15 protein-coding genes are annotated in these 20097 nt (G+C 41.1%); 8 read left to right on the top strand and 7 right to left on the bottom strand.

What is annotated here, in order from left to right; translation table 11 throughout:
- Positions 1–53: 53 nt before the first annotated feature.
- Positions 54–2162, top strand: coding sequence for a M3 family metallopeptidase (locus H6G83_RS23400; RefSeq protein WP_190476372.1), 2109 nt, complete (start codon positions 54–56; stop codon positions 2160–2162).
- 837 nt (positions 2163–2999) lie between these two features.
- Positions 3000–3851 carry a universal stress protein gene (locus tag H6G83_RS23395; protein WP_190476371.1) on the top strand — a complete coding sequence of 284 codons (852 nt, stop codon included), beginning with the start codon at positions 3000–3002 and terminating at the stop codon, positions 3849–3851.
- Positions 3852–4385: 534 nt separating this feature from the next.
- Here H6G83_RS23395 and psbM read toward each other — a convergent pair.
- The 4 genes from psbM to tgt all read right to left on the bottom strand — a co-directional run bounded on the left by psbM (position 4386) and on the right by tgt (position 6774).
- Positions 4386–4499 (bottom strand): photosystem II reaction center protein PsbM, encoded by a 114-nt coding sequence (psbM, locus tag H6G83_RS23390; protein WP_017746279.1) that lies wholly within the window; start codon positions 4497–4499, stop codon positions 4386–4388.
- Between the two features lie 100 nt (positions 4500–4599).
- Positions 4600–4896: a 2Fe-2S iron-sulfur cluster-binding protein gene (locus H6G83_RS23385; protein WP_190476370.1), complete on the bottom strand. Its 297-nt coding sequence runs from the start codon at positions 4894–4896 to the stop codon at positions 4600–4602.
- A 161-nt stretch (positions 4897–5057) separates the two neighbouring features.
- The gene (locus H6G83_RS23380) at positions 5058–5195 is read right to left on the bottom strand and encodes a photosystem II reaction center protein K (protein ID WP_006195022.1); all 138 of its coding nucleotides are present in this window, start codon (positions 5193–5195) and stop codon (positions 5058–5060) included.
- Between the two features lie 451 nt (positions 5196–5646).
- A complete protein-coding gene (tgt, locus tag H6G83_RS23375) occupies positions 5647–6774 on the bottom strand; it encodes a tRNA guanosine(34) transglycosylase Tgt (protein ID WP_190476369.1) in 1128 nt (375 codons plus the stop codon).
- 742 nt (positions 6775–7516) lie between these two features.
- Between tgt and H6G83_RS23370 the strand changes: the two genes are divergently transcribed.
- Positions 7517–7939: a DUF1036 domain-containing protein gene (locus H6G83_RS23370; protein ID WP_190476368.1), complete on the top strand. Its 423-nt coding sequence runs from the start codon at positions 7517–7519 to the stop codon at positions 7937–7939.
- 220 nt (positions 7940–8159) lie between these two features.
- On the opposite strand, the gene H6G83_RS23365 is transcribed toward H6G83_RS23370, so the two are convergent.
- Entirely contained in the window at positions 8160–8612 is a 453-nt protein-coding gene (locus H6G83_RS23365; protein ID WP_190476367.1) for a hypothetical protein, read from the bottom strand.
- 681 nt (positions 8613–9293) lie between these two features.
- Here H6G83_RS23365 and H6G83_RS23360 point away from each other — a divergent pair.
- From H6G83_RS23360 to H6G83_RS23350, 3 genes are all read left to right on the top strand, one after another.
- On the top strand, positions 9294–11705 hold the full coding sequence (locus H6G83_RS23360) for a sucrose synthase (protein WP_190476366.1): 2412 nt from the start codon (positions 9294–9296) through the stop codon (positions 11703–11705).
- A gap of 121 nt (positions 11706–11826) precedes the next feature.
- Positions 11827–14790 (top strand): beta-phosphoglucomutase, encoded by a 2964-nt coding sequence (pgmB, locus tag H6G83_RS23355; RefSeq protein WP_190476365.1) that lies wholly within the window; start codon positions 11827–11829, stop codon positions 14788–14790.
- 216 nt (positions 14791–15006) lie between these two features.
- The gene (locus H6G83_RS23350) at positions 15007–15456 is read left to right on the top strand and encodes a hypothetical protein (RefSeq protein WP_190476364.1); all 450 of its coding nucleotides are present in this window, start codon (positions 15007–15009) and stop codon (positions 15454–15456) included.
- 270 nt (positions 15457–15726) lie between these two features.
- Here the strand turns inward: H6G83_RS23350 and H6G83_RS23345 are convergent, their stop codons facing one another.
- A complete protein-coding gene (locus H6G83_RS23345) occupies positions 15727–17379 on the bottom strand; it encodes a hypothetical protein (protein ID WP_242044764.1) in 1653 nt (550 codons plus the stop codon).
- A gap of 509 nt (positions 17380–17888) precedes the next feature.
- Here H6G83_RS23345 and H6G83_RS23340 point away from each other — a divergent pair.
- Positions 17889–18326 carry an Rrf2 family transcriptional regulator gene (locus tag H6G83_RS23340; RefSeq protein WP_190476363.1) on the top strand — a complete coding sequence of 146 codons (438 nt, stop codon included), beginning with the start codon at positions 17889–17891 and terminating at the stop codon, positions 18324–18326.
- Between the two features lie 81 nt (positions 18327–18407).
- Here the strand turns inward: H6G83_RS23340 and H6G83_RS23335 are convergent, their stop codons facing one another.
- Positions 18408–19184 carry a glucosamine-6-phosphate deaminase gene (locus H6G83_RS23335; RefSeq protein ID WP_190476362.1) on the bottom strand — a complete coding sequence of 259 codons (777 nt, stop codon included), beginning with the start codon at positions 19182–19184 and terminating at the stop codon, positions 18408–18410.
- Positions 19185–19392: 208 nt separating this feature from the next.
- Between H6G83_RS23335 and H6G83_RS23330 the strand changes: the two genes are divergently transcribed.
- Positions 19393–20076: an HAD family hydrolase gene (locus H6G83_RS23330; RefSeq protein WP_190476361.1), complete on the top strand. Its 684-nt coding sequence runs from the start codon at positions 19393–19395 to the stop codon at positions 20074–20076.
- Positions 20077–20097 lie beyond the last annotated feature (21 nt).

Here is a 20097-nt window from a genome sequence, read left to right as displayed (position 1 = left end):
ATCGCTACATTAGAAGAATATAGTTACCCATTTCATGCGGCTCACATTTAACCATGAGTGCAAATACCACCATTACTCATAATCCCTTACTCACAGGTTCTGGCTTACCTCCATTCACCCAAATTCAGCCAGAACAAGTAGAACTAGCCTTTCAACAGCTATTGGCAGAACTTGAACAAGAACTCACCACCTTGGAAGCTAACATACAGCCTACTTGGCAGGGCTTAGTTGAACCACTAGAAAAGTTAACCGAACGGCTGACTTGGAGTTGGGGCATAGTGAACCATTTAATGGGTGTGAAAAATAGCCCAGAACTACGTGCAGCCCATGAAGCGGTACAACCTGGGGTTGTACAGTTTATTAACCAGTTGGGACAAAGCCAACCCATCTACAACGCTTTTAAACAACTCCGCGCCAGCGATAGTTGGGATACTTTAGACTCAGCCCAACAGCGAATTGTGGAAGCAGCTATTCGGGATGCGGAACTATCCGGTGTGGGCTTACAAGGCGAAGCAAAGGAACGTTTCAATGCCATTCAAATGGAATTAGCAGAACTTTCGACTAAGTTCTCTAACCATGTGCTTGATGCCACCACAGCCTTTAGCCTCACCCTCACAACTAAAGCAGAAATCGACGGCTTACCCCAAAGTTTACTTAGTTTAGCCGCACAAGCAGCAAGGGCGGCTGGTGAAGAAAACGCCACACCAGAAAATGGCCCTTGGCGCATTACACTAGACATCCCCAGCTACAACCCCTTCATGCAGCATAGTACAAGGCGCGATTTACGAGAAAAGCTCTACAAAGCTTTTATTACCCGCGCCTCATCTGGTGAGTTAGATAACAACCCACTCATCGAACGAATTTTAGAACTGCGGCAAGAATTAGCGAATTTATTAGCTTTCCCAAATTATGCTGAGTTGAGCTTGGCTAGTAAAATGGCTTCTAATGTGGAAGCGGTGGAAGCACTGTTAGAAGAATTACGCAGTGCTAGTTACGACGCAGCCGTGAAAGATTTAGAAGCACTCAAAGCGTTTGCTGCTAGCAAAGGTGCGCCAGAAGCCGCAGAATTACGACATTGGGATATTCCTTTTTGGGCAGAACGTCAACGGGAAGAAAAGTTTGCCTTCACCGCCGAAGAACTGCGTCCTTACTTCCCCCTACCCCAAGTTCTAGACGGCTTATTTGGACTTGTAAATCGGTTGTTTGGTATCACCGTCACCCCAGCCGATGGTCAAGCCCCAGTCTGGCATGAGGATGTGCGTTATTTCCAAATTGCTGATGAAAGCGGTAGCCCCATTGCCTATTTCTACCTCGACCCCTACAGTCGTCCCGCCGAAAAGCGTGGCGGTGCATGGATGGATACCTGTATCAACCGTGCCAAAATCACGGAAAATGGTGTTACTTCTGTGCGCTTACCTGTGGCGTATTTGGTATGTAACCAAACTCCACCAGTGGATGGTAAACCCAGCTTGATGACCTTCTACGAAGTGGAAACCCTATTCCATGAATTTGGTCATGGGTTACATCATATGCTCACCAAGGTTAACTACACCGGGGCCGCAGGCATTAATAATGTAGAGTGGGATGCTGTGGAACTACCAAGCCAGTTTATGGAAAACTGGTGTTATGAGCGTCAGACCTTGTTTAGCTTGGCTAAACATTACGAAACTGGCGAACCTCTCCCAGAACATTATTATCAAAAGCTGCTGGCGGCACGTAATTATATGAGTGGTAGCGCTATCTTACGGCAACTCCACTTTAGTAGTGTAGATATAGAATTACACGCTCGTTATCGTCCAGGTGGTAATGAAACTGCTGCCGATGTGCGTCATCGTGTAGCTGAGAATACTACCGTTTTACCGCCGTTACCGGAGGATTCTTTCTTGTGCGCCTTTGGACACATCTTTGCAGGTGGTTATGCGGCGGGATATTACAGCTACAAGTGGGCTGAAGTATTAAGTGCTGATGCTTTTGCGGCTTTTGAAGATGCTGGTCTGGAAAATGAGGAGGCTGTAAAAGCTACAGGTAGGCGTTATCGAGATACTGTGTTAGCGCTTGGTGGTAGCAAACATCCAATGGAGGTGTTTGAGGAGTTCCGGGGACGGGAACCGAGTACGGTTTCTTTGCTCAAGCATAATGGTTTATTGCCAGATGTAGCTTGAGGTTTTTAAACGCAAAGGGCGCAAAGAGATTTCTCTGCGTTCCTTTGTGTAATATGGCTGTTAGTATTGTGCGTCAGTATGAATATTTACAGCTATGTGTGAAGAGTTATCATTTGATTCGGGATTTACGCAATGATTAACGAATTAGGCGAAAATCAGTGGATGCAGCGATAAATCCTCAAATATTAGTGATGCTCTGGCGATCGCTTCCATACTAACTCTGATTATCATCTAGCGATCGCCTAATTGCCCAAAACTGCTCAGTTTGGTTAACCAACAAGCTCAACTAATTTACATAAATTTATATATTCGTCTCATTTAACTATATAAAAATTCGTAAAAGCTAACTTTACTGATTAAAGTCAAAACACAGCAGTTAAAAACTACTTATTACAATCATAATTCTTTTTGTCTATTTTAAATATAAAAGAAATCTATTGATATGGGTATCATCTCCGTAAATACATGAGAGGCTTCATTATCAGGGAGCATCATTAAAGCCTTATCTTTGCAATACTTAACCCTTTTCTAATTAAAAATATTTAATATACGTTAAAAATCATAAATATTATCATTAATTGTGAAGTGCATCAGGCAATATTGAGAGTAAGCTTAATTATCGGAACCTAGTTAAACAGTAGAGCGACAAAGCACAAGCAAATGAGAACAAAGATTAACACATTGAAAAGATTTATGATTTTGAGTGTTAATTACTAATAGCTAAAAATTTGAATTGTGCTAGCCTAAATACTAGGTTGTTGAGCTACGTGATGAAAAATTCATCCGAACCTAGAACAAAAATTAAAAATCAATCAACCTTAAGAACAAGAACTAACGATGATAGAAAAGATTTTGCTCGCTGTTTCTGGATTGGGACACGCAGAAGAGATGCTCAAAACTTTAAAAGAAGTGCCATCAATCCAATCTGCAAAAGTGACAGTTCTGCACGTAGTTACTCCCCAAACTACATCATCGGCGATGACAGATAAATGGGAGGAAGGCGGCAAAATTCTGGCGAATGCAATTCAAACTTTGAATTTAGATCCTAGCCAGGTTTCTTCAATTTTGCGCCAAGGCGATCCTAAAGATGTGGTTTGTCAGGTAGCGGATGAAATTGACGCTGACTTAATTATTATGGGTTCACGGGGACTCAAGCGTCTGCAATCAATTTTATCGAACTCTGTGAGTCAGTATGTCTTCCAGTTGTCTTCTCGCCCCATGTTGTTGGTGAAAGATGACATCTATGTTAAAAGAATTAAGCGTGTCATGGTAGCGATGGACAATTCCGACGCAGCCAAACATTGCTTAAATTTGGCTTTGTTCTTACTGCGGGGTATTCCCGGTAGTCAATTATTGTTGGCTAACGTCACTACAGATTTACGGGGTAAAAACTCAGAACCGGCAGAAATCAACCCTGACAAAAATCCTATCTTAGCAGCAGCAGTGGCGGAAGCACAAAAATATGGTGTCCAAACTCGCTGTTATATCAGTAGCGGTAAACCAGGCGAAGAAATCTGTCGCCTAGCAGATAATTTGAATGTAGACCTATTATTACTCGGTTCTCCCGATCGCCGTCCGTCAGTGGCTAAAAGTTTCGTTGATATCGACAGACTCATCGGCGCTTCCCTGTCAGACTATGTTCGCATCAACGCTACCTGTCCCGTATTATTAGCAAGGACAAGTGCTTAATGTTTGGGACTTACCCATGAAAACGAAAAATCAAGGGTTTGGACAAGGGTATAGGGGTATGGGGGTATAGGGGTGTAGGTGTTCAAAACCCTTGTACCCCTACACCCTTCTGACTTTTCACGTCATGTGGAAAAGCTAACGACAGACCTAACCCCCCAGCCCCCTTCCCTAGTAGGGAAGGGGGAGAAATCAAAGCCTCTCTCCTTGTAGGAGAGAGGTTTGGAGAGAGGTCTTCCAGATCCCGTGAAAAGTCAGCTAAACCCTTACACCCAGTCTCAACAGATAACTTTGGTGCGTAAGCCTTAAATGTTTTAGCGGTTGATCAATAAAAAACCCCTTAACCATCGGGTATAGGGGTTTCTTATTTTGTAGAAAAAGCAATTAATGTTATGTCCGTTTAAAAACTTATCATTTTGTTGTGGTTGGTCATTGGTAATGGGTAATCGGTAATGGTAGAAAACAATTACCAATTAGCTATTACCTATTACCGAGTAAACCAACCATATCGTAAGTAATTAGCCGAACTTGATTTAACTAATCTTTTTTACCTTCGCGGCTGGCTGTTTGGATATATAGAATAATTAAAAACACGGCGGGGACTAGCACGAACAGAATGCTCGCAACAAACCCCAAGTCATTAACTTGCATGGCAAGGAAGCCTCTCTCTAATTTCCAGTCAACAACTTTAGAATAGCATCAACGATGCCAGTGTTAGCTCTTTTTTTTTACTTCCTCAACCGTCAATACTTTAGGGTTTAGTAACTACGCTGACGGGGCCATTTACTAAGGTTTGACAAGCCAAGCGGTAATTTGCTGGCTTTTTCTTCAACATCCTGTTTTCCACATCGGTAGGCGTGGAAAGATTTTCAATTCCTTCAACTATCTCGACAATACAAGTCCCACACTGACCTGCGCCACCACAATTGGTCAATTTGCCAAAAAATTTATAGATGTCAACGCCATTTTCTATTGCTTTCAGGCGCAGATTAGCACCATCCGCCGCTATCACTTCTTTATTTTCTTTAACAAATTTGATATTACCCATAACTGCCTAATTCCTCGTTAACTGCAAGCTACCCAAGCCATATACACATTATTACTGAATTTATGCAAATTATTACAAAAAATTAAGAATTATCAACAGAGCAGAAACATAAAAAATAGGACAGGTAAAACACCTGTCCTAATGATTGGTTAAAGCTTAACTTACCTAAATCCAACAGCAGCTTGCCATACGAAAGCAAGCAATAAAAAGAAAACGGGAATTACAGGGAGAACATCTACCAAGGGGTCGAAAATTTGGTAAGCTTCAGGCAATTTTGCGAGTAAGAGTGCTGCTTCCATATTTATTTAAATCCACTAATCCAACACAGCGTTTAATAATTGAGAAGTATCGTGAACTACTCAGACTTGCCTACGGCTGAAGTCTGAGCTTCCCAATTCATCGGGGATAGCCTCAAAAACTCCGTAGTTTTTTTGGTCTGACATTCCCTCCAAGGGCAGGAGTCCTGGTTCCCAAGACCCAAATCTTTCTCTTGCTACACTTACCTATACAGCTTGGTTTTCGCTTATGGCATTGGTGGCAAAGACCCAACAATTCTATCAGAAAATCCTGGGGTTTCGTCATACATCCGGAATTTGTTTTTACCAAGAAAAATGAATTCCAGATGCAATCGTTGTCAAGCGCTATTCATCCCCACCCTACGAAAGTTGTTCGCGTAGCGTCTCGCAGAGAGGGTGGGGACTTTCGCGTTACGTTAATATTTTTCATATTTCAACAATTATTTCCCAGTCCCTAGTCCCCAGTCCCTATCTCTGGTGCGTTTAACCAGTGACCAAATTCTTCAAGGAAGCGATCGCTTAATATTGCTTCACGAATTTTTTGGGTAAAACGGATGAGTTCGGTAATATTATGAATGCTCAATAATGTGTAAGCTAAAATTTCTTGCGATCGCACTAAATGAGAGATGTAAGCACGAGTAAAATTTTGGCAAGCATAACAAGGGCAAGTTTCATCCATTGGCGTAAAATCTTCACGAAACTTAGCATTTTTTAAGTTCCAACGTTCACCTTTGACCATTGCTGTCCCATGTCTCGCCCAACGGGTGGGAATAACGCAATCAAATAAGTCTATACCAGAGGCGATCGCAATTACCATTTCCCGATAAGTTCCCACACCCATCAAATAACGGGGTTTGTCTGGTGGTAACAATGGGGCTGTGGCTTGGACAATTTGCGCCATCAACTCCGGCGGTTCCCCTACACTCACACCACCGATAGCATATCCAGGTAAATCAAACTGCGTCAAAGCATTAGCAGCCTTCGCCCGTAAATCCAAATATACCCCCCCTTGGACAATGCCAAACAAAGCCTGATCCTGACGCTGATGGGCGCTAATGCAACGTTCCAACCAACGGTAAGTTCGTTCCGTCGCCGCTTCTACTTCTTGGCGAGTAGCTGGGTAGGGGGGACATTCATCAAAAGCCATGATGACATCAGCCCCTAAAGTATTTTGAATCTCTATCGAGCGTTCCGGTGTTAACTTAATAATTTGTCCATCGTGGGGAGAACGGAAAGTTACACCTTCTTCGCTAATTTTCCGCATCTCGCTTAAGCTGAAAACCTGAAACCCACCAGAGTCGGTAAGTATCGGCCCATTCCAGCCCATAAATTTATGCAAACCCCCACCACCAGCGACAATGGCTTCCCCTGGTTGCAGGTGGAGATGATAAGTATTAGATAAAATCATCTGCGCCCCAGTGTCCTGAAGCTGGGCTGGGGTAACAGTTTTCACATTCGCCAGCGTCCCCACCGGCATAAACCGGGGAGTTTCCACAATACCGTGGGGAGTGGAAAATACACCGACTCTAGCTTTTGTTTGACTACACCGAGCTAGAGATTGAAAAGAAAATATAGAACTCAAGGTAAAAGTAATAGGTGATGAAGCAAGATTAATTATATAGGGGACTGGGGACTGGGGATTGGGGACTGGGCGATAAGGCTTTAAGTATCTGAGAAAACATCTTGACTTATCGGCGTGTATCGGCGGTTAATTACTTTAGGACTTACGCAACTGTCATAACCAAACTAACTGTAGGGTGCGTCAGCCCCAATAATTTCGTACATATTCAAGGATTTTTCACATCTGACGCACCCTACTACTGTGCTTATCGGCCTTTATCGGCGTGTATCGGCGGTTAATTATTTTTATCTTAGGACTTACGCATAAAAACGAAAAATCAAGGGTTTGGGCAAGGGTATAGGGGTATAGGGGTATAGGGGTGTAAATCTTTAAAACCCTTACACCCTTACACCCTTACCCCCCTACACCCTGTCTCAACAGATAACCTTGGTGCGTAAGTCCTGTATCTAAATGTATTGGTTTAGCAAATGCGATCGCGATCGCTAAATCATTAAGTTTTTTAAAGTTTGCGTAATCCAGAAATTTTGCCGTGGATATAACTATGAATCAACTAAATAGATCACAATTAATTACCTAACTCCCAGGGTCAGTTATTAACTGATTAAGGAATACAGATGTTGTCTGCAACTTCTGTAGCGTCCAGCAGGGAGGATTTATACTGCTCAATATTTGTATCTCAAATCTTGGGTAATTAATTGCATTCTAGCGCTTATCAAAACCAAAGAGTATTTCACAACCAACAATGAAAGTAGTCAATTCCCTGTTAATTTCTGGCTTATTATCTTTACCAATGGTGATCAGCGTTGCACCTGAAGCTAAAGCCGATTTAATTGTTTGTAGTCGCTCAACTGATAAGGCTTTTGTTGCTAAAGCTTGGTATTCTGGAGGTGATTGGATAACTAGTGGCTGGACTCACATCAATCCTGGTCAGTGTGAAACAATTCTTATAGGTGATATGAGAAAGGTTCCTGCCTACATCTATGCCTCTGATCAAGATTGGCAGCCTTGGGAATTAGAAGGGAGAAAAACGAGTATATTTTGTGTTCAGCAAAAACCTTTCCGAATTGAGAATGCTGATGGAGAATGTGGTACAAATATGATTCCCAAGAGTTTTTATCAGGTAGTTTCCCCAGATAACTACGATTATACACTCAGACTGAGATAATTAAACATCAAAAAAAACCACAGTCAAACATGAAAGCGGTTGATTTCCTTAAATACTAGCCCTGTAGATATACCATATATCGGCTCTCTACTTGTTGGTTTTATTAATTACAAGTAAGACCAATTACCCAAATAAGTGCAACAGATGGATTAATTAATACAACCCAGACACAGAAAACAATTTTCATCCAAAATTTAAATCTGTATAAAGTGGTCGGTGATTAAAAAGCATCGCCACAGTCATCATCAATTTCTGCGTCCCATCTAGCCGCCAAGACTTCTTCCATCATCGCCTCGATCGCGCTTACATTCCAATTGCGCTCTCGACGTTCTTGTATGGGTGTAGATAAAGGAATCAACCGCAAACAAGTACCTTCCTGCATTAAATCAAAAAAAGTTTCTTTTTGGGGTGACTGTTTCAATTCCAGATAATCAAAGCTGGCAACATTGAGATAAAGTGAACTGTTAGCCACTAAGGTAGACCTTTTTGGGTTAACAAATACTTCCATCACATCCCCTTCACCCTCACTCAGTAACTTACCTTCTTGGGTGTAGATGTAGCGGACTCGACCTAAGTCAGCTAATAAGCGCTTCATGTCTATCTTGTTAACAATGATACCCGCGTTAACAATACAGGGTGCTGGGATTTTGGTGTCGGGTAGATGATGAGTCATAAATAAAATTGGAATGTGAGCAATATTGTGATCCAACGTAGCTAAACAATTGGTTGCACAGCTCGTTGACCCTCTACATTAAAAAAAATATCAATTTTTGAGTGCGATCGCCTAATTAATCTTTGGGTAGATAACAAGACTAATTGTATCGAAATTTTAGCTTGTCAAATTAACTAGTATTGCGTTATAATTAGCGCTCAAAAATTTTAAATTGTCTAGTCCAGCATAACAAAAACTGCTCGATTATGCCTTAATTGACAATAATTTTATCTAAATATTTAAGATGTGAGTGATTGGGGAAGGGGGAAAGGGAAAGGGGGAAAGGGGAAGGGGGAAAGGGGAAAGGGGGAAAGGGGAAAGAAACTAATGATAACTGACAACTGATAACTGATAACTGATAACTGTCAACTGTCAACTAACTCTCATCCTCTAGCTAGAAGGCAGAAGCGTTAACGGCTATCTACCATACAAGGGTCAACAAGGGTAATGTACCTCTACATTGATGATTGAGAATTACAGCAGTAGTCACATAGGTTAGGAATTGATAAATCGTCAAATCTTTATAGACAGCAGCTTTTAAGCCTGTAACCTGTCCCCTGTAACCTGTTACCTATTCCCTACTATACAGTTGTTGAAGAGAGAAAATGAGGTCGTGACCCAGCTAGAGTTAGGAAAGTGGTCATGCACGAACTATTTCACCCTATTTTGGCTAACAGTGAGGAAAAAGCGGCTTTACAAAAGTTGATATTTGCATTAGATGGTTCAGGTAAGCGTTACTTCCTGAGAAATGAGATCCTACAAGCTTTTTCTCAATACTGTCACCAAGCCCAAAAGCCTACATATTTTTATCACTCTTCCTCGGTGGGCAAACTAATTCAATACACCCACGAAATCATTTTGGCAGAGGATAGTATATGGTTTGTAGTGCGTCCGAAAATTGCCCACCAAGAGGTATGGCGGCTAACATCAGACTTTACCCAGTTTGATTTTATGCCACCCCAGGCTTTACTAGATGTGAGCGATCGCCTAGTTAACGCCTCCGAACCCAATATTCTCGAAATTGACCTCAGTTCATTTTACGAAGCTTCCCCCAGTATTAGCGACTCTAGAAACGTCGGTCAAGGTTTAGCCTTCCTCAACCGTTATCTGTGTAGTCAGATGCAGGCTGACCCCCATTATTGGGTCGAGTTACTGTATCTAGCATTACGTGGATTAAATTATGATGGTATTAACTTGATGATTGGGGATGCTATTCCTTCAGGTATCGACTTAGCTAAACAAATTCATCAAGCAATTAAATTCTTGTCTGGGTTACACCCGGAAGAACCCTACGAAAAGTTTTATATTGACCTGCAAAAACTCGGCTTTGAACCAGGGTGGGGTAATACAGCCGGGCGTATTCTGGAAACTCTCAACCTGTTAGATAGACTGATAGATAGCCCCCAACCTGCCATTTTAGAAGCATTTGTTGCCCGTGTTCCGGCTGTCTTCCGTGTCGTCCTTGTCTCTATTCACGGTTGGGTAGCGCAAGAAGATGTCATTGGACGGGATGAAACCTTGGGTCAGGTCATCTACGTGATAGAACAAGCGCGGAGTTTAGAAAATAAACTACAGCAAGAGATTAAACTGGCGGGATTGGAAGTTTTGGGTATTCAACCCCACATAATTATTCTTACCCGCCTCATCCCCAATTGCGAAGGAACTTATTGTAACCTACGCTTAGAAAAATTACAAGATACAGATAATGCTTGGATTTTACGAGTACCTTTTGGACAATTTAATCCCGAAATTACAGACAATTGGATATCCAAATTGGAAATCTGGCCTTATTTAGAAACCTTTGCATTAGATGCAGAAAAACAAATATTAGCCCAATTTCAAGGTAAACCAAATTTAATTATCGGTAACTATAGCGATGGTAATTTAGTGGCTTTTCTGCTTGCCCGTCGTTTAAAAGTTACTCACTGCAACATCGCCCATTCTTTAGAAAAACCGAAACATTTATTTAGTAATTTATATTGGCAAAACTTTGAAGAACATTACCATTTTTCTGTTCAATTCACCGCCGATTTAATTACTATGAATGCGGCTGATTTTATTATCACCTCAACCTATCAAGAAATTTTCGGCACACCCGACAGCGTAGGACAGTATGAGTCTTACAAGTTTTTCACCATGCCTCATTTATATCATGTAGTCGATGGGATTGACTTGTTTAATCCTAAATTTAACATGGTTCCGCCAGGGGTAAATGAGCAAGTTTTCTTTCCCTATAGCCAAGCAGACAGAAACTCTCATCTAACTAACAACGTCCAAGATTTACTATTTCACCGTCAAGACTCACACATTTTCGGTCATTTAGACCAGCCACATAAACCACCTATCTTTGCTGTTACGCCTATCACCTCAATTAAAAATCTCACTGGCTTGGCTGAATGCTTTGGCAAAAGTCAGGAATTACAGGAACGCTGCAATTTAATTCTGCTTACTAGTAAGTTAAATTTAGATGAGAAAACTAACCCAGAAGAAGCCAGGGAAATTCAAAAGCTTTACGACATTATTAATCATTATCATCTGCATGGACATATTCGCTGGCTGGGGCTACGACTGACTAACAAGGAAGTAGGTGAAGCTTATCGTTTAGTTGCTGACTATCGGGGAATTTATGTCCATTTTGCCCTTTTTGAAGCCTTTGGGCGTAGCATCTTAGAAGCGATGATTTCCGGCTTACCTACTTTCACCACTAAGTTTGGTGGTTCTTGTGAAATTCTAGAGGATCGAGATGATGGATTTCAAATTAATCCCACAGACTTAGAAGGTACAGCTAAGAAAATTTTGGCATTTTTCCAACAGTGCGATACTCACCCAGAACATTGGGAAGAAGTATCTCAATGGATGAGTCAACGCATTCATCAAAAATATAATTGGCAGTTACACACTAGTCAATTACTAGCACTAACAAAAATCTACAGCTTCTGGAATTTTGTGTCCCCTGAAAAAACTGAAGCTAGAGTGAGATATATGGAAAGTCTATTTCACCTAATTTATAAACCCAGAGCCGAGCAAATTTTAGCAAAGCATATGGGGCATTAGTCATTAGTCATTGGTCAACTGATAACTGATAACTGATAACTGATAACTGATAACTGATAACTGATAACTGATAACTGATAACTGTCCCCTGTCCCCTGTCACCTGTCACCTGTCAACCACTATGAATACACAATGTCCTTCTCGTGATTTTATTTATCAAGATTGGATATTAACTGAAACTAAGTTTAATCCTGAGCAGTTGCACTCTAGAGGTACTGTCTTTACTATCGGTAACGGCTATTTAGGTACAAGGGGTAGCTTAGAAGAGGGTCATGCTCGTGGTGTACCAGCTACTTTTATTCATGGGGTGTATGATGATGTACCTGTAGTTTACACGGAATTGGCTAATTGCCCTGATTGGTTGCCGTTGATGATTGTGATTAATGGCGATCGCTTCCGTATGGATGAGGGGGAAGTATTACAATACGAACGTCGGCTTGATGTCAGCCAAGGTTTGCTGAGTCGTTCGCTACGTTGGCGCAGTCCCAGTGGTAAGATTATTGATATCCACTTTGAACGCTTCGCTAGTTTAGCAGACCAGCACATATTAGGGCAGCGTTGCCAGTTAACGCCACATGATAGTGATTGCACAATCGAAATTCAAGCGAGTATCAACGGCTATGCAGAAAATCAAGGTTTCAATCATTGGGAAGGATTAGATCAAGGTAAAACTAATCAAGGTGTTTGGTTGCAAAGTCGTACCCGTGGAAGCCAAATTGAAATCGGTATGGCGGCTAAAATGACTATATCAGGTGCAGAGGCAACGTTACAAGTGAGCATCGTCCCTGGTTATCCCACTATCAGCGCCAGTTTTGTCGCTACCTCTCAACAAACCATCACCGTTGAAAAGTTGGTGACGGTATTTACTTCACGGGAGATAAATCAACCAGTCACCGCCGCTCAGGAAAAACTTGCACAATTAAGCGACTACACAACCTTACTCACAGCTAATAAGCAAGCTTGGGATGAAGTTTGGCAAAAAAGCGACATTCATATAGAAGGTGATCCTACAGCCGCTTTTGCTGTCCGCTATAACCTGTTTCAACTGCTAATTGCCGCCCCATTCCATGATGATAAGGTGAGTATCCCCGCGAAAACCCTTTCCGGCTTTGGCTATCGCGGTCATGTTTTTTGGGATACGGAAATTTTCATTCTGCCTTGTTTCACATTTACCCAACCAGCTATAGCCAAGAACTTACTCACCTACCGCTATCATACCATCAACGGGGCGCGACGTAAAGCCAATCATTACGGGTTTAAGGGGGCGATGTATGCTTGGGAAAGTGCTGATACTGGGGATGAAGTTACGCCGCGTTGGGCTTTGCCTGATGATTATTATGGCGAAGATGTGCGTATTTGGTGCCGCGATCGCGAAATTCATAACAGTGCAGATATTGCTTATGCTGTCTGGCAATATTGGCAGGTTACAGGGGACGATGAATGGATGCGCGATTATGGTGCGGAAATTCTCCTAGATGCGGCTATTTTTTGGAGTAGTCGAGTTGAGTATAACAAGCAAGGCGATCGCTATGAAATCCGTGGCGTGATTGGTGCGGATGAATACCACGAGTTTGTCCATAACAACAGCTTCACCAACCGCATGGTGCAATGGCATCTAGAAAAGGCGGTGAAAGTTTATGATTGGTTAGGTCGTAACTTTCCCGAACAGGCTAGGAAACTGGAAGATAAGTTAGAACTGACTTCAGAGTTAGAAAGACGCTGGCAAGATATCATCAAAAAAATCTGCCTTTTCTACGACTCTTCAACAGGATTAATCGAACAATTTGAGGGATTTTTCCAACTTAAAGATATTAACTTACAAGACTACGAACCACGCCAGCGTTCCATGCAAACCATTCTGGGTATTGAAGAGGCTAACCAGTACCAAGTCCTCAAGCAACCAGATGTTTTAATGCTACTATACCTGATGCGCCCATCAGCCGAGTTTCCTTACAACGAAAAAGCCTTAGCCACCAACTGGAATTATTACGCACCCCGCACTGATATCACCTATGGTTCATCACTAGGCCCGGCAATTCATGCCATCCTCGCCGCAGATTTAGGGAAATCTACCACCGCCTACGAAAGATTTATACAGGCGCTGATGGTTGACTTAGAAGATAGAAGAGGTAACGCCAACGACGGTATTCACGGGGCAAGTGCTGGCGGTATTTGGCAAGCTGTAATTTTTGGCTTCGGTGGTATTCAACTCACCGAACAAGGCCCCATCGCCAACCCCCATTTACCCCCAACTTGGACAAGCCTAAAGTTTCAGCTACATTGGCGCGGGCATTGGTATCAGTTTGATTTGTCTAGGGAGGGGACTGGTGATAGGGGACTGGGTACTGGGGATAGGAGGCAGGAGTTAATAATTTCTCCCCCATCTCCCCCCTCTCCCCCCACTCCCCCATCTCCCCCCACTCCCGACATTCGCGGCTTTATCTTCGACCTAGATGGGGTATTAACGGATACAGCAGAATATCATTATCAAGCTTGGCAAAAACTGGCTGATGAGGAAGGTATACCTTTTAACCGTCAGGCTAACGAGGCTTTGCGGGGTGTGTCTCGTCGTGCTTCCTTGATGTTGATTATTGGGGATAGGACTTATTCAGAGGCACAAATTGAGGAGATGATGGAACGGAAAAATCGTTACTATGTAGAACTGATTCAACATATTACATCCCAAGATTTGTTACCGGGGGCGATCGCACTTTTAAATGAACTGCGGCAAGCGGGAATTAAAATTGCTATAGGTTCGGGTAGCAAAAATGCCAAAACAGTGATTGAACGGCTGGGAATTGCTGATAAAGTAGATGCAATTGTTGATGGATACAGTGTCCAAAAACCCAAGCCAGCACCCGATTTGTTTCTCTATGCTGCCCATCAGTTAGGCTTACAACCACAACAATGTGTAGTTGTAGAAGATGCAAAAGCAGGTGTTGAAGCTGCAAAAGCAGGCGGGATGTGGGCAATAGGACTCGGCCCCGTTGAACGTGTTGGTGCAGCTGATATAGTCCTTCCTAGTCTTGCAGGCGTAACATGGGCAGAATTACGTACCAAATTCCCACAAACAGCCAAGAGGTAGGGCAAAGTGCTGAGTCTGTATATCACAGGACTTACGCAAGTGTCACAATTGGTGGTTGGTGCGTGACGCTACAAGTCTCATTACCATGTTCAAATATTATCGCCAGTCACACACCCTACAGAAAAAATATGCCAGTTGCGTAAGTCCTATATCAGTGAACATAACCTAATAACCGATTAAGTCTGCCTTCTTCTATAAAAAAAGGATAAAAAGAATATGGCAACAAACTATCAAATTAAAATTGTTGCTCTATGGGTAGTATTCCTGTTAGGAACTCTATTTCATACCCAATTAGGATTAATGCCACTCTTCCACGGATTGAATGTCATTGAATCGCAAAGAGCCACAAATATTAACGATATATCGGCGATTATGTGGTTGATGTTGGGCTTTTTTGTATTACCGATGTTGGCAATTATAGCCACCGTTTTTAATGATAGTAAACGCTACAAACAAGTACATTTTGGGCTGACTATAGTTTATAGCATCCTCAATTTTATCCATCTATTGTTAGATTTGCTGCTGCCTCAAGTGATTTGGTATCAAATTACATTAATGGTGTTATTATTCCTCATCGGCTTGTTATTAAATCTTGTCGCTTTCCAATGGATGAAAACACCATCTAGAAATTATCCTTCTTCAGAACATTTACCAACTTCCACTTAAGATTTTTTAGCACAATAGTAGGGTGCGTCAGATGTGGAAAATCCTTGAATTTGTACGAAATTAACGTGAGTTCGATGAACCTCTCCCTCCCAACCTCCCTCTCCTATGAGGAGAGGGAGGAGAAACGAAAAAATCACCCTCTTACTCCCCTCTCCTTGTAGGAGAGGGGTTGGGGGAGAGGTCAAAACAACGCTGGTCGAACTCACGTGAAATTATTGGGACTGACGCACCCTACAGTTAGTTTGATTATGACAATTGCGTAAGTTCTATTTAACTTCCTGACAACAGATAAACATAATACAAAGGAGTTTCCGCAACTAGTTGAGCAGTATTTTGATATTTTGCCAACTCTGAGGGAAACTTCTCGTCTTTTTTCAGTTTAAAGTTTCCTAGTGATTCGTACTTAGCATGGATAATATAAAAACCAGGCTGACAGTTAGGAACAAATTTCAAATCTCTTTTAGTCACAAAACGGTCAATATATTCATCATTTCTCAAATTACGAGGATTTCCATTAGGTTGGCATAAGGTAGATTTTTCAGGTAATTTTCTCAGACTATCTGCTATATCATGTGTACTTAAAACTCTGGGGATACCAGACCTACTGTTAATATAGTTATGATGTAAATTCAAGTTAATTACGATGGAAAGAGTTATGCAGGCTATGATAAAACCTGATAAAACCTGATTAACTCTCTTGGGAAAATTGATGTAGGCTAGACTGCAAACTGTAAAAACAATGGGAGCTAAATAAATTAGGAGTTTATAAAATGTAGGGTTGTAGGTCTTTTCCATGTCTGTGGAAGAATAAGCCAGCAGGAAAATAGACCAAATCAAAAATAATACATTTAAAAGTATCCTGTTACCACGAAATTTTAGACTCCCTAAAACTAATACTAAACCCAGAAAGATTATAGAAATAATCAAACTCTTGGAAGATTCCCCAAAAAAATAGACTTCTTGACCTAATCCAAAATAACCATTGAATATGGCTTTAAATCTTGATAAGATGGAAAGGCTGTATTCTTTTCCTCCACTAGATTTTGTCACTATAGCGATAATTCTAGCTGTGTTTACCCAGTTTCTGCCAATTTCTCCTATCCAATATGGTGTCATAGCAAGTATGGCAGTGAAAGCCGCTACACCAGATAGTAGCCATCTTCTCTTTTCTCGGTAATTTCTAGAGATATAAAAAATCACAGTAATTATAAAAACTACTGGCATTACATAGAGACTAGAAAAGTGTAAGTTTGATAAAATTGCTAAAACCAGCCCGTAAGCCATCCAAGATAATAATTCTAAATTTGGAGATAGCTTACCTTCCATTTGATAAGTGTATAGCAACACAAAACAAAGCAGAAAAAAGGTAATTGAGACAGGATTCCCCGCTATGCTATGTCCTGTACTCATCACAATATTTTCAAATAAACAAATGTACCAAAATCCTGCTAATGCTGATAGAAATAATCTTTGATTATGCTCAACATTTTCTAAAAGTTTATAGCTGGTTAAAATAAGTAAAGGAATAGATAAAAATGTCAAGAGTGCGTTCGGCATTGCTTGAGCAGATAAATCAGCAGTCAAGGCAGTAAAGGGAAATACTAAATAGTAATATAAAGGTGGTAAGTAAAATTCTCCTACCAGTCCTGACCAAGCGGTAGGGCCTGAGCCTAATGTAGGCCACTTGCCGTCCCATGTTGCCATAATTCTATAAGCATCGTTAATTTGATCACCGCTATAATCACTAAAGTTTATAACAACGAAACTGAGAATATATAGTCCAAAAATTAACGATAAGAATATAATGATATAGCTCAATTTTTTAAGATTTAATTGCTTTAACATGGCTCCTCGAATTATTTTATTTGTTCGGAAACTGGCCAATGTTATAGTAATATAAAGGTTGGTTCTATTAAAATTCATCAGTAAAAGCTATATCAACTCTTTATAAAGCGCTAGCAATAATAAAGTTATCCGCAACTTTAGCAGTAGCTTAGGGATTTGCAGACAAAAATATCCTAAATTTTACATTTAGGGTGTGTAAGTATGAATATTTTCTTGGTATACCTGGGGTTTTTCATACTGACACACCCTACTAATAGTCAATTTGGATAATTTATTTTTGGTGTTCCCCTAGTGATGTTTTAAACTTGGGCGAGTGCCTAATCATAGTTAGGTTTTGTTGCTAGAATTAGACTTTGACTTAGTGGAAGCTGTTAAGATGTTACTCTTAGCTTTGTGATTATTCATATAATAATAACTTTTGCTTATTAATTCAAAAAATAAAAATATTTGCTTCTATCGGTGAAAGTCTTTAAAGTTAAATTAGCCGGCAACTAGGGAGTTGGTGTGAGTTTTCGCCAAGCCTTGGCTTTTGGGAAACTTCATCAGCAAGTTAGTAGCATTAGGTGTTAATTTAAAATATTACGCCTGTGGAACTCTCTAACAAATCGGAATATGCACTTTTAGCCTTGTTGGAACTGGCGGATCGTTACGCCAGTGGCGAATCACTGCAAATTCGACAAATGGCAATGTTACAAGATATACCTAACCGTTATTTAGAACAACTACTAGCCACTTTAAGGCGGCGAGGATTAATTAAAAGTATCCGTGGCGCTAAGGGTGGCTACGTTTTGGCGCGAGATCCCCGCACAATTACGCTACTGGATGCGGTTAGTTGTATGGAAGGTTTAGATGCAGTTGCACCAGAGGTAAATAGAAATAGTACACATATAGAAACTCAGTTAATTGGAGAGGTTTGGCAGGAAGCTTGTCAAGCTGCTAATGCAGTTTTACAAAAGTACACACTCCAAGACCTTTGCGATCGCCGCGCTACGCATGGCAACAAAGAACTAATGTACTATATTTAAAGTTCATGGATCAGGGTACTTGTAGTAAGGACTTTAGTCCTAGCTGATCTCAGCACTAAAGTGCTTACTACGAGCTAAAAATCAGAAATCCAGCAAGCTAGCCGAATGACTATCCAAAAATAAAGTTGCTTGTGGTTGTTGGCGTAAAATAGAAGCTGGACAATTGACGCTAACAGGCCCTTGTAACATTTGCTTGACAATCTCTGCCTTACGTTGTGTTGGTGCTAAACACAAGATTTTTCGAGCGGCACAGATTAAAGGTAAGGTAACAGTAAAAGCGTACCCCGGAACACTATCAATATCAGGGAATTGACCTGTATTAACTTGTTGTTGGCGGTTGAGTGGATCTAGTTTTACCAGCTTGATGCTGTAAGGATCTTGGAAATTCGCTACAGATGGATCATTAAAAGCCAAGTGTCCATTTTCACCAATACCCAGAAAACATAAGTCTATAGGTTGTGCTTGCAGTAATTTGGTGTAGCGATCGCATTCTGCCAACGGTTGTAAAGTATCACCCTCAATATAGTGGAATTGTTGCGGCATAACTCGCTTTTCCACAAGTTCGCGCAGATAACGGCGAAAACTAGCAGGATGATCGGCTGTAATTCCCAAATATTCATCTAAATGAAACAAGATAATTCTTGACCAATCTACACCACCCAAAGCAATTAAAGCATCCAAAAATTTGAGTTGAGAATTTCCTGTCGCTAATAAAACCGCAGCTGTTTCTTGTTTTTCAAGCACAGATTGCAAATACTTGCGGACAATTGCTGCGACATCCTTAGCCATATCGGCTTCAGATTGATAAATTTGTACCGACAGATGATCAACATGGAAAAAGTTTGTAGCAGCTACCATATTGGGGACTGGGGACTGGGGATTGGGAATGAAATACCACTTTTAATCTAACCTCTAACCTCTAACCTCTAACCCCTAACCTCTAACCTCTAACCTCTAACCTGTCACCTGTAACCTGTCACCTCTATCAGCTAGATGACTTGCAAACCCAAAACAATGTAAACTATGTAAGTTAATTTAACAATTATTTACATTTTATCTAAACATCATGCTAGCTGCCATTCTCTTTGATTTAGACGGTACTATCGTCAATACTGACCCCATACATTACCAAGCTTGGCAACAAATGTTGTTGAGATACAACATAGAAATTGATGAGGTATTTTACAAATCCCGCATTAGTGGCAGACTAAATCCAGTAATTGTCAATGATATTTTGCCACAATTATCAGTAGCAGAAGGTGTCCAATTTGCAGATGAAAAAGAAGCGCTGTTTCGAGAACTAGCTTCTCATCTTCAACCACTAGATGGATTTGCTGAACTCATAGCTTGGACGGAAGCACATAAATTAAAACGTGCTTTAGTTACTAATGCTCCGAGATTAAATGCAGAGTTTATGTTAGAAGTATTAGGAATAACAGAAGCTTTTGAGCAAATTGTTCTGGCTGATGATTGTGTAGCAGGTAAACCAGACCCAGCACCTTATCAAGTTGCTTTAAATAAGTTGAAAATTACAGCAGAAACTGCCATTGCTTTGGAAGATTCTCCTTCAGGGATTCGTGCATCTGTGGGTGCAGGTATTCAGACTATTGGTATCGCCTCCACTCATGACCCCAAAATTTTACAAGAAGTCGGTGCATTTATGGCAATTCCTGATTTTACAGATTTACGTTTGTGGACATTGCTTAACTCATCAATTGAGCCAGATTTGAGTGTAATTCGTAATCAGTAAAGTAGGCGATAGGCAACAGGG

The organism is Anabaena azotica FACHB-119, assembly GCF_014697625.1.
In the GTDB taxonomy this organism is placed as follows: Bacteria; Cyanobacteriota; Cyanobacteriia; order Cyanobacteriales; family Nostocaceae; genus Trichormus; species Trichormus azoticus_A.
Note: the sequence above shows the minus strand (reverse complement) of the source record. Positions and strands in the feature narration are given on the sequence as shown.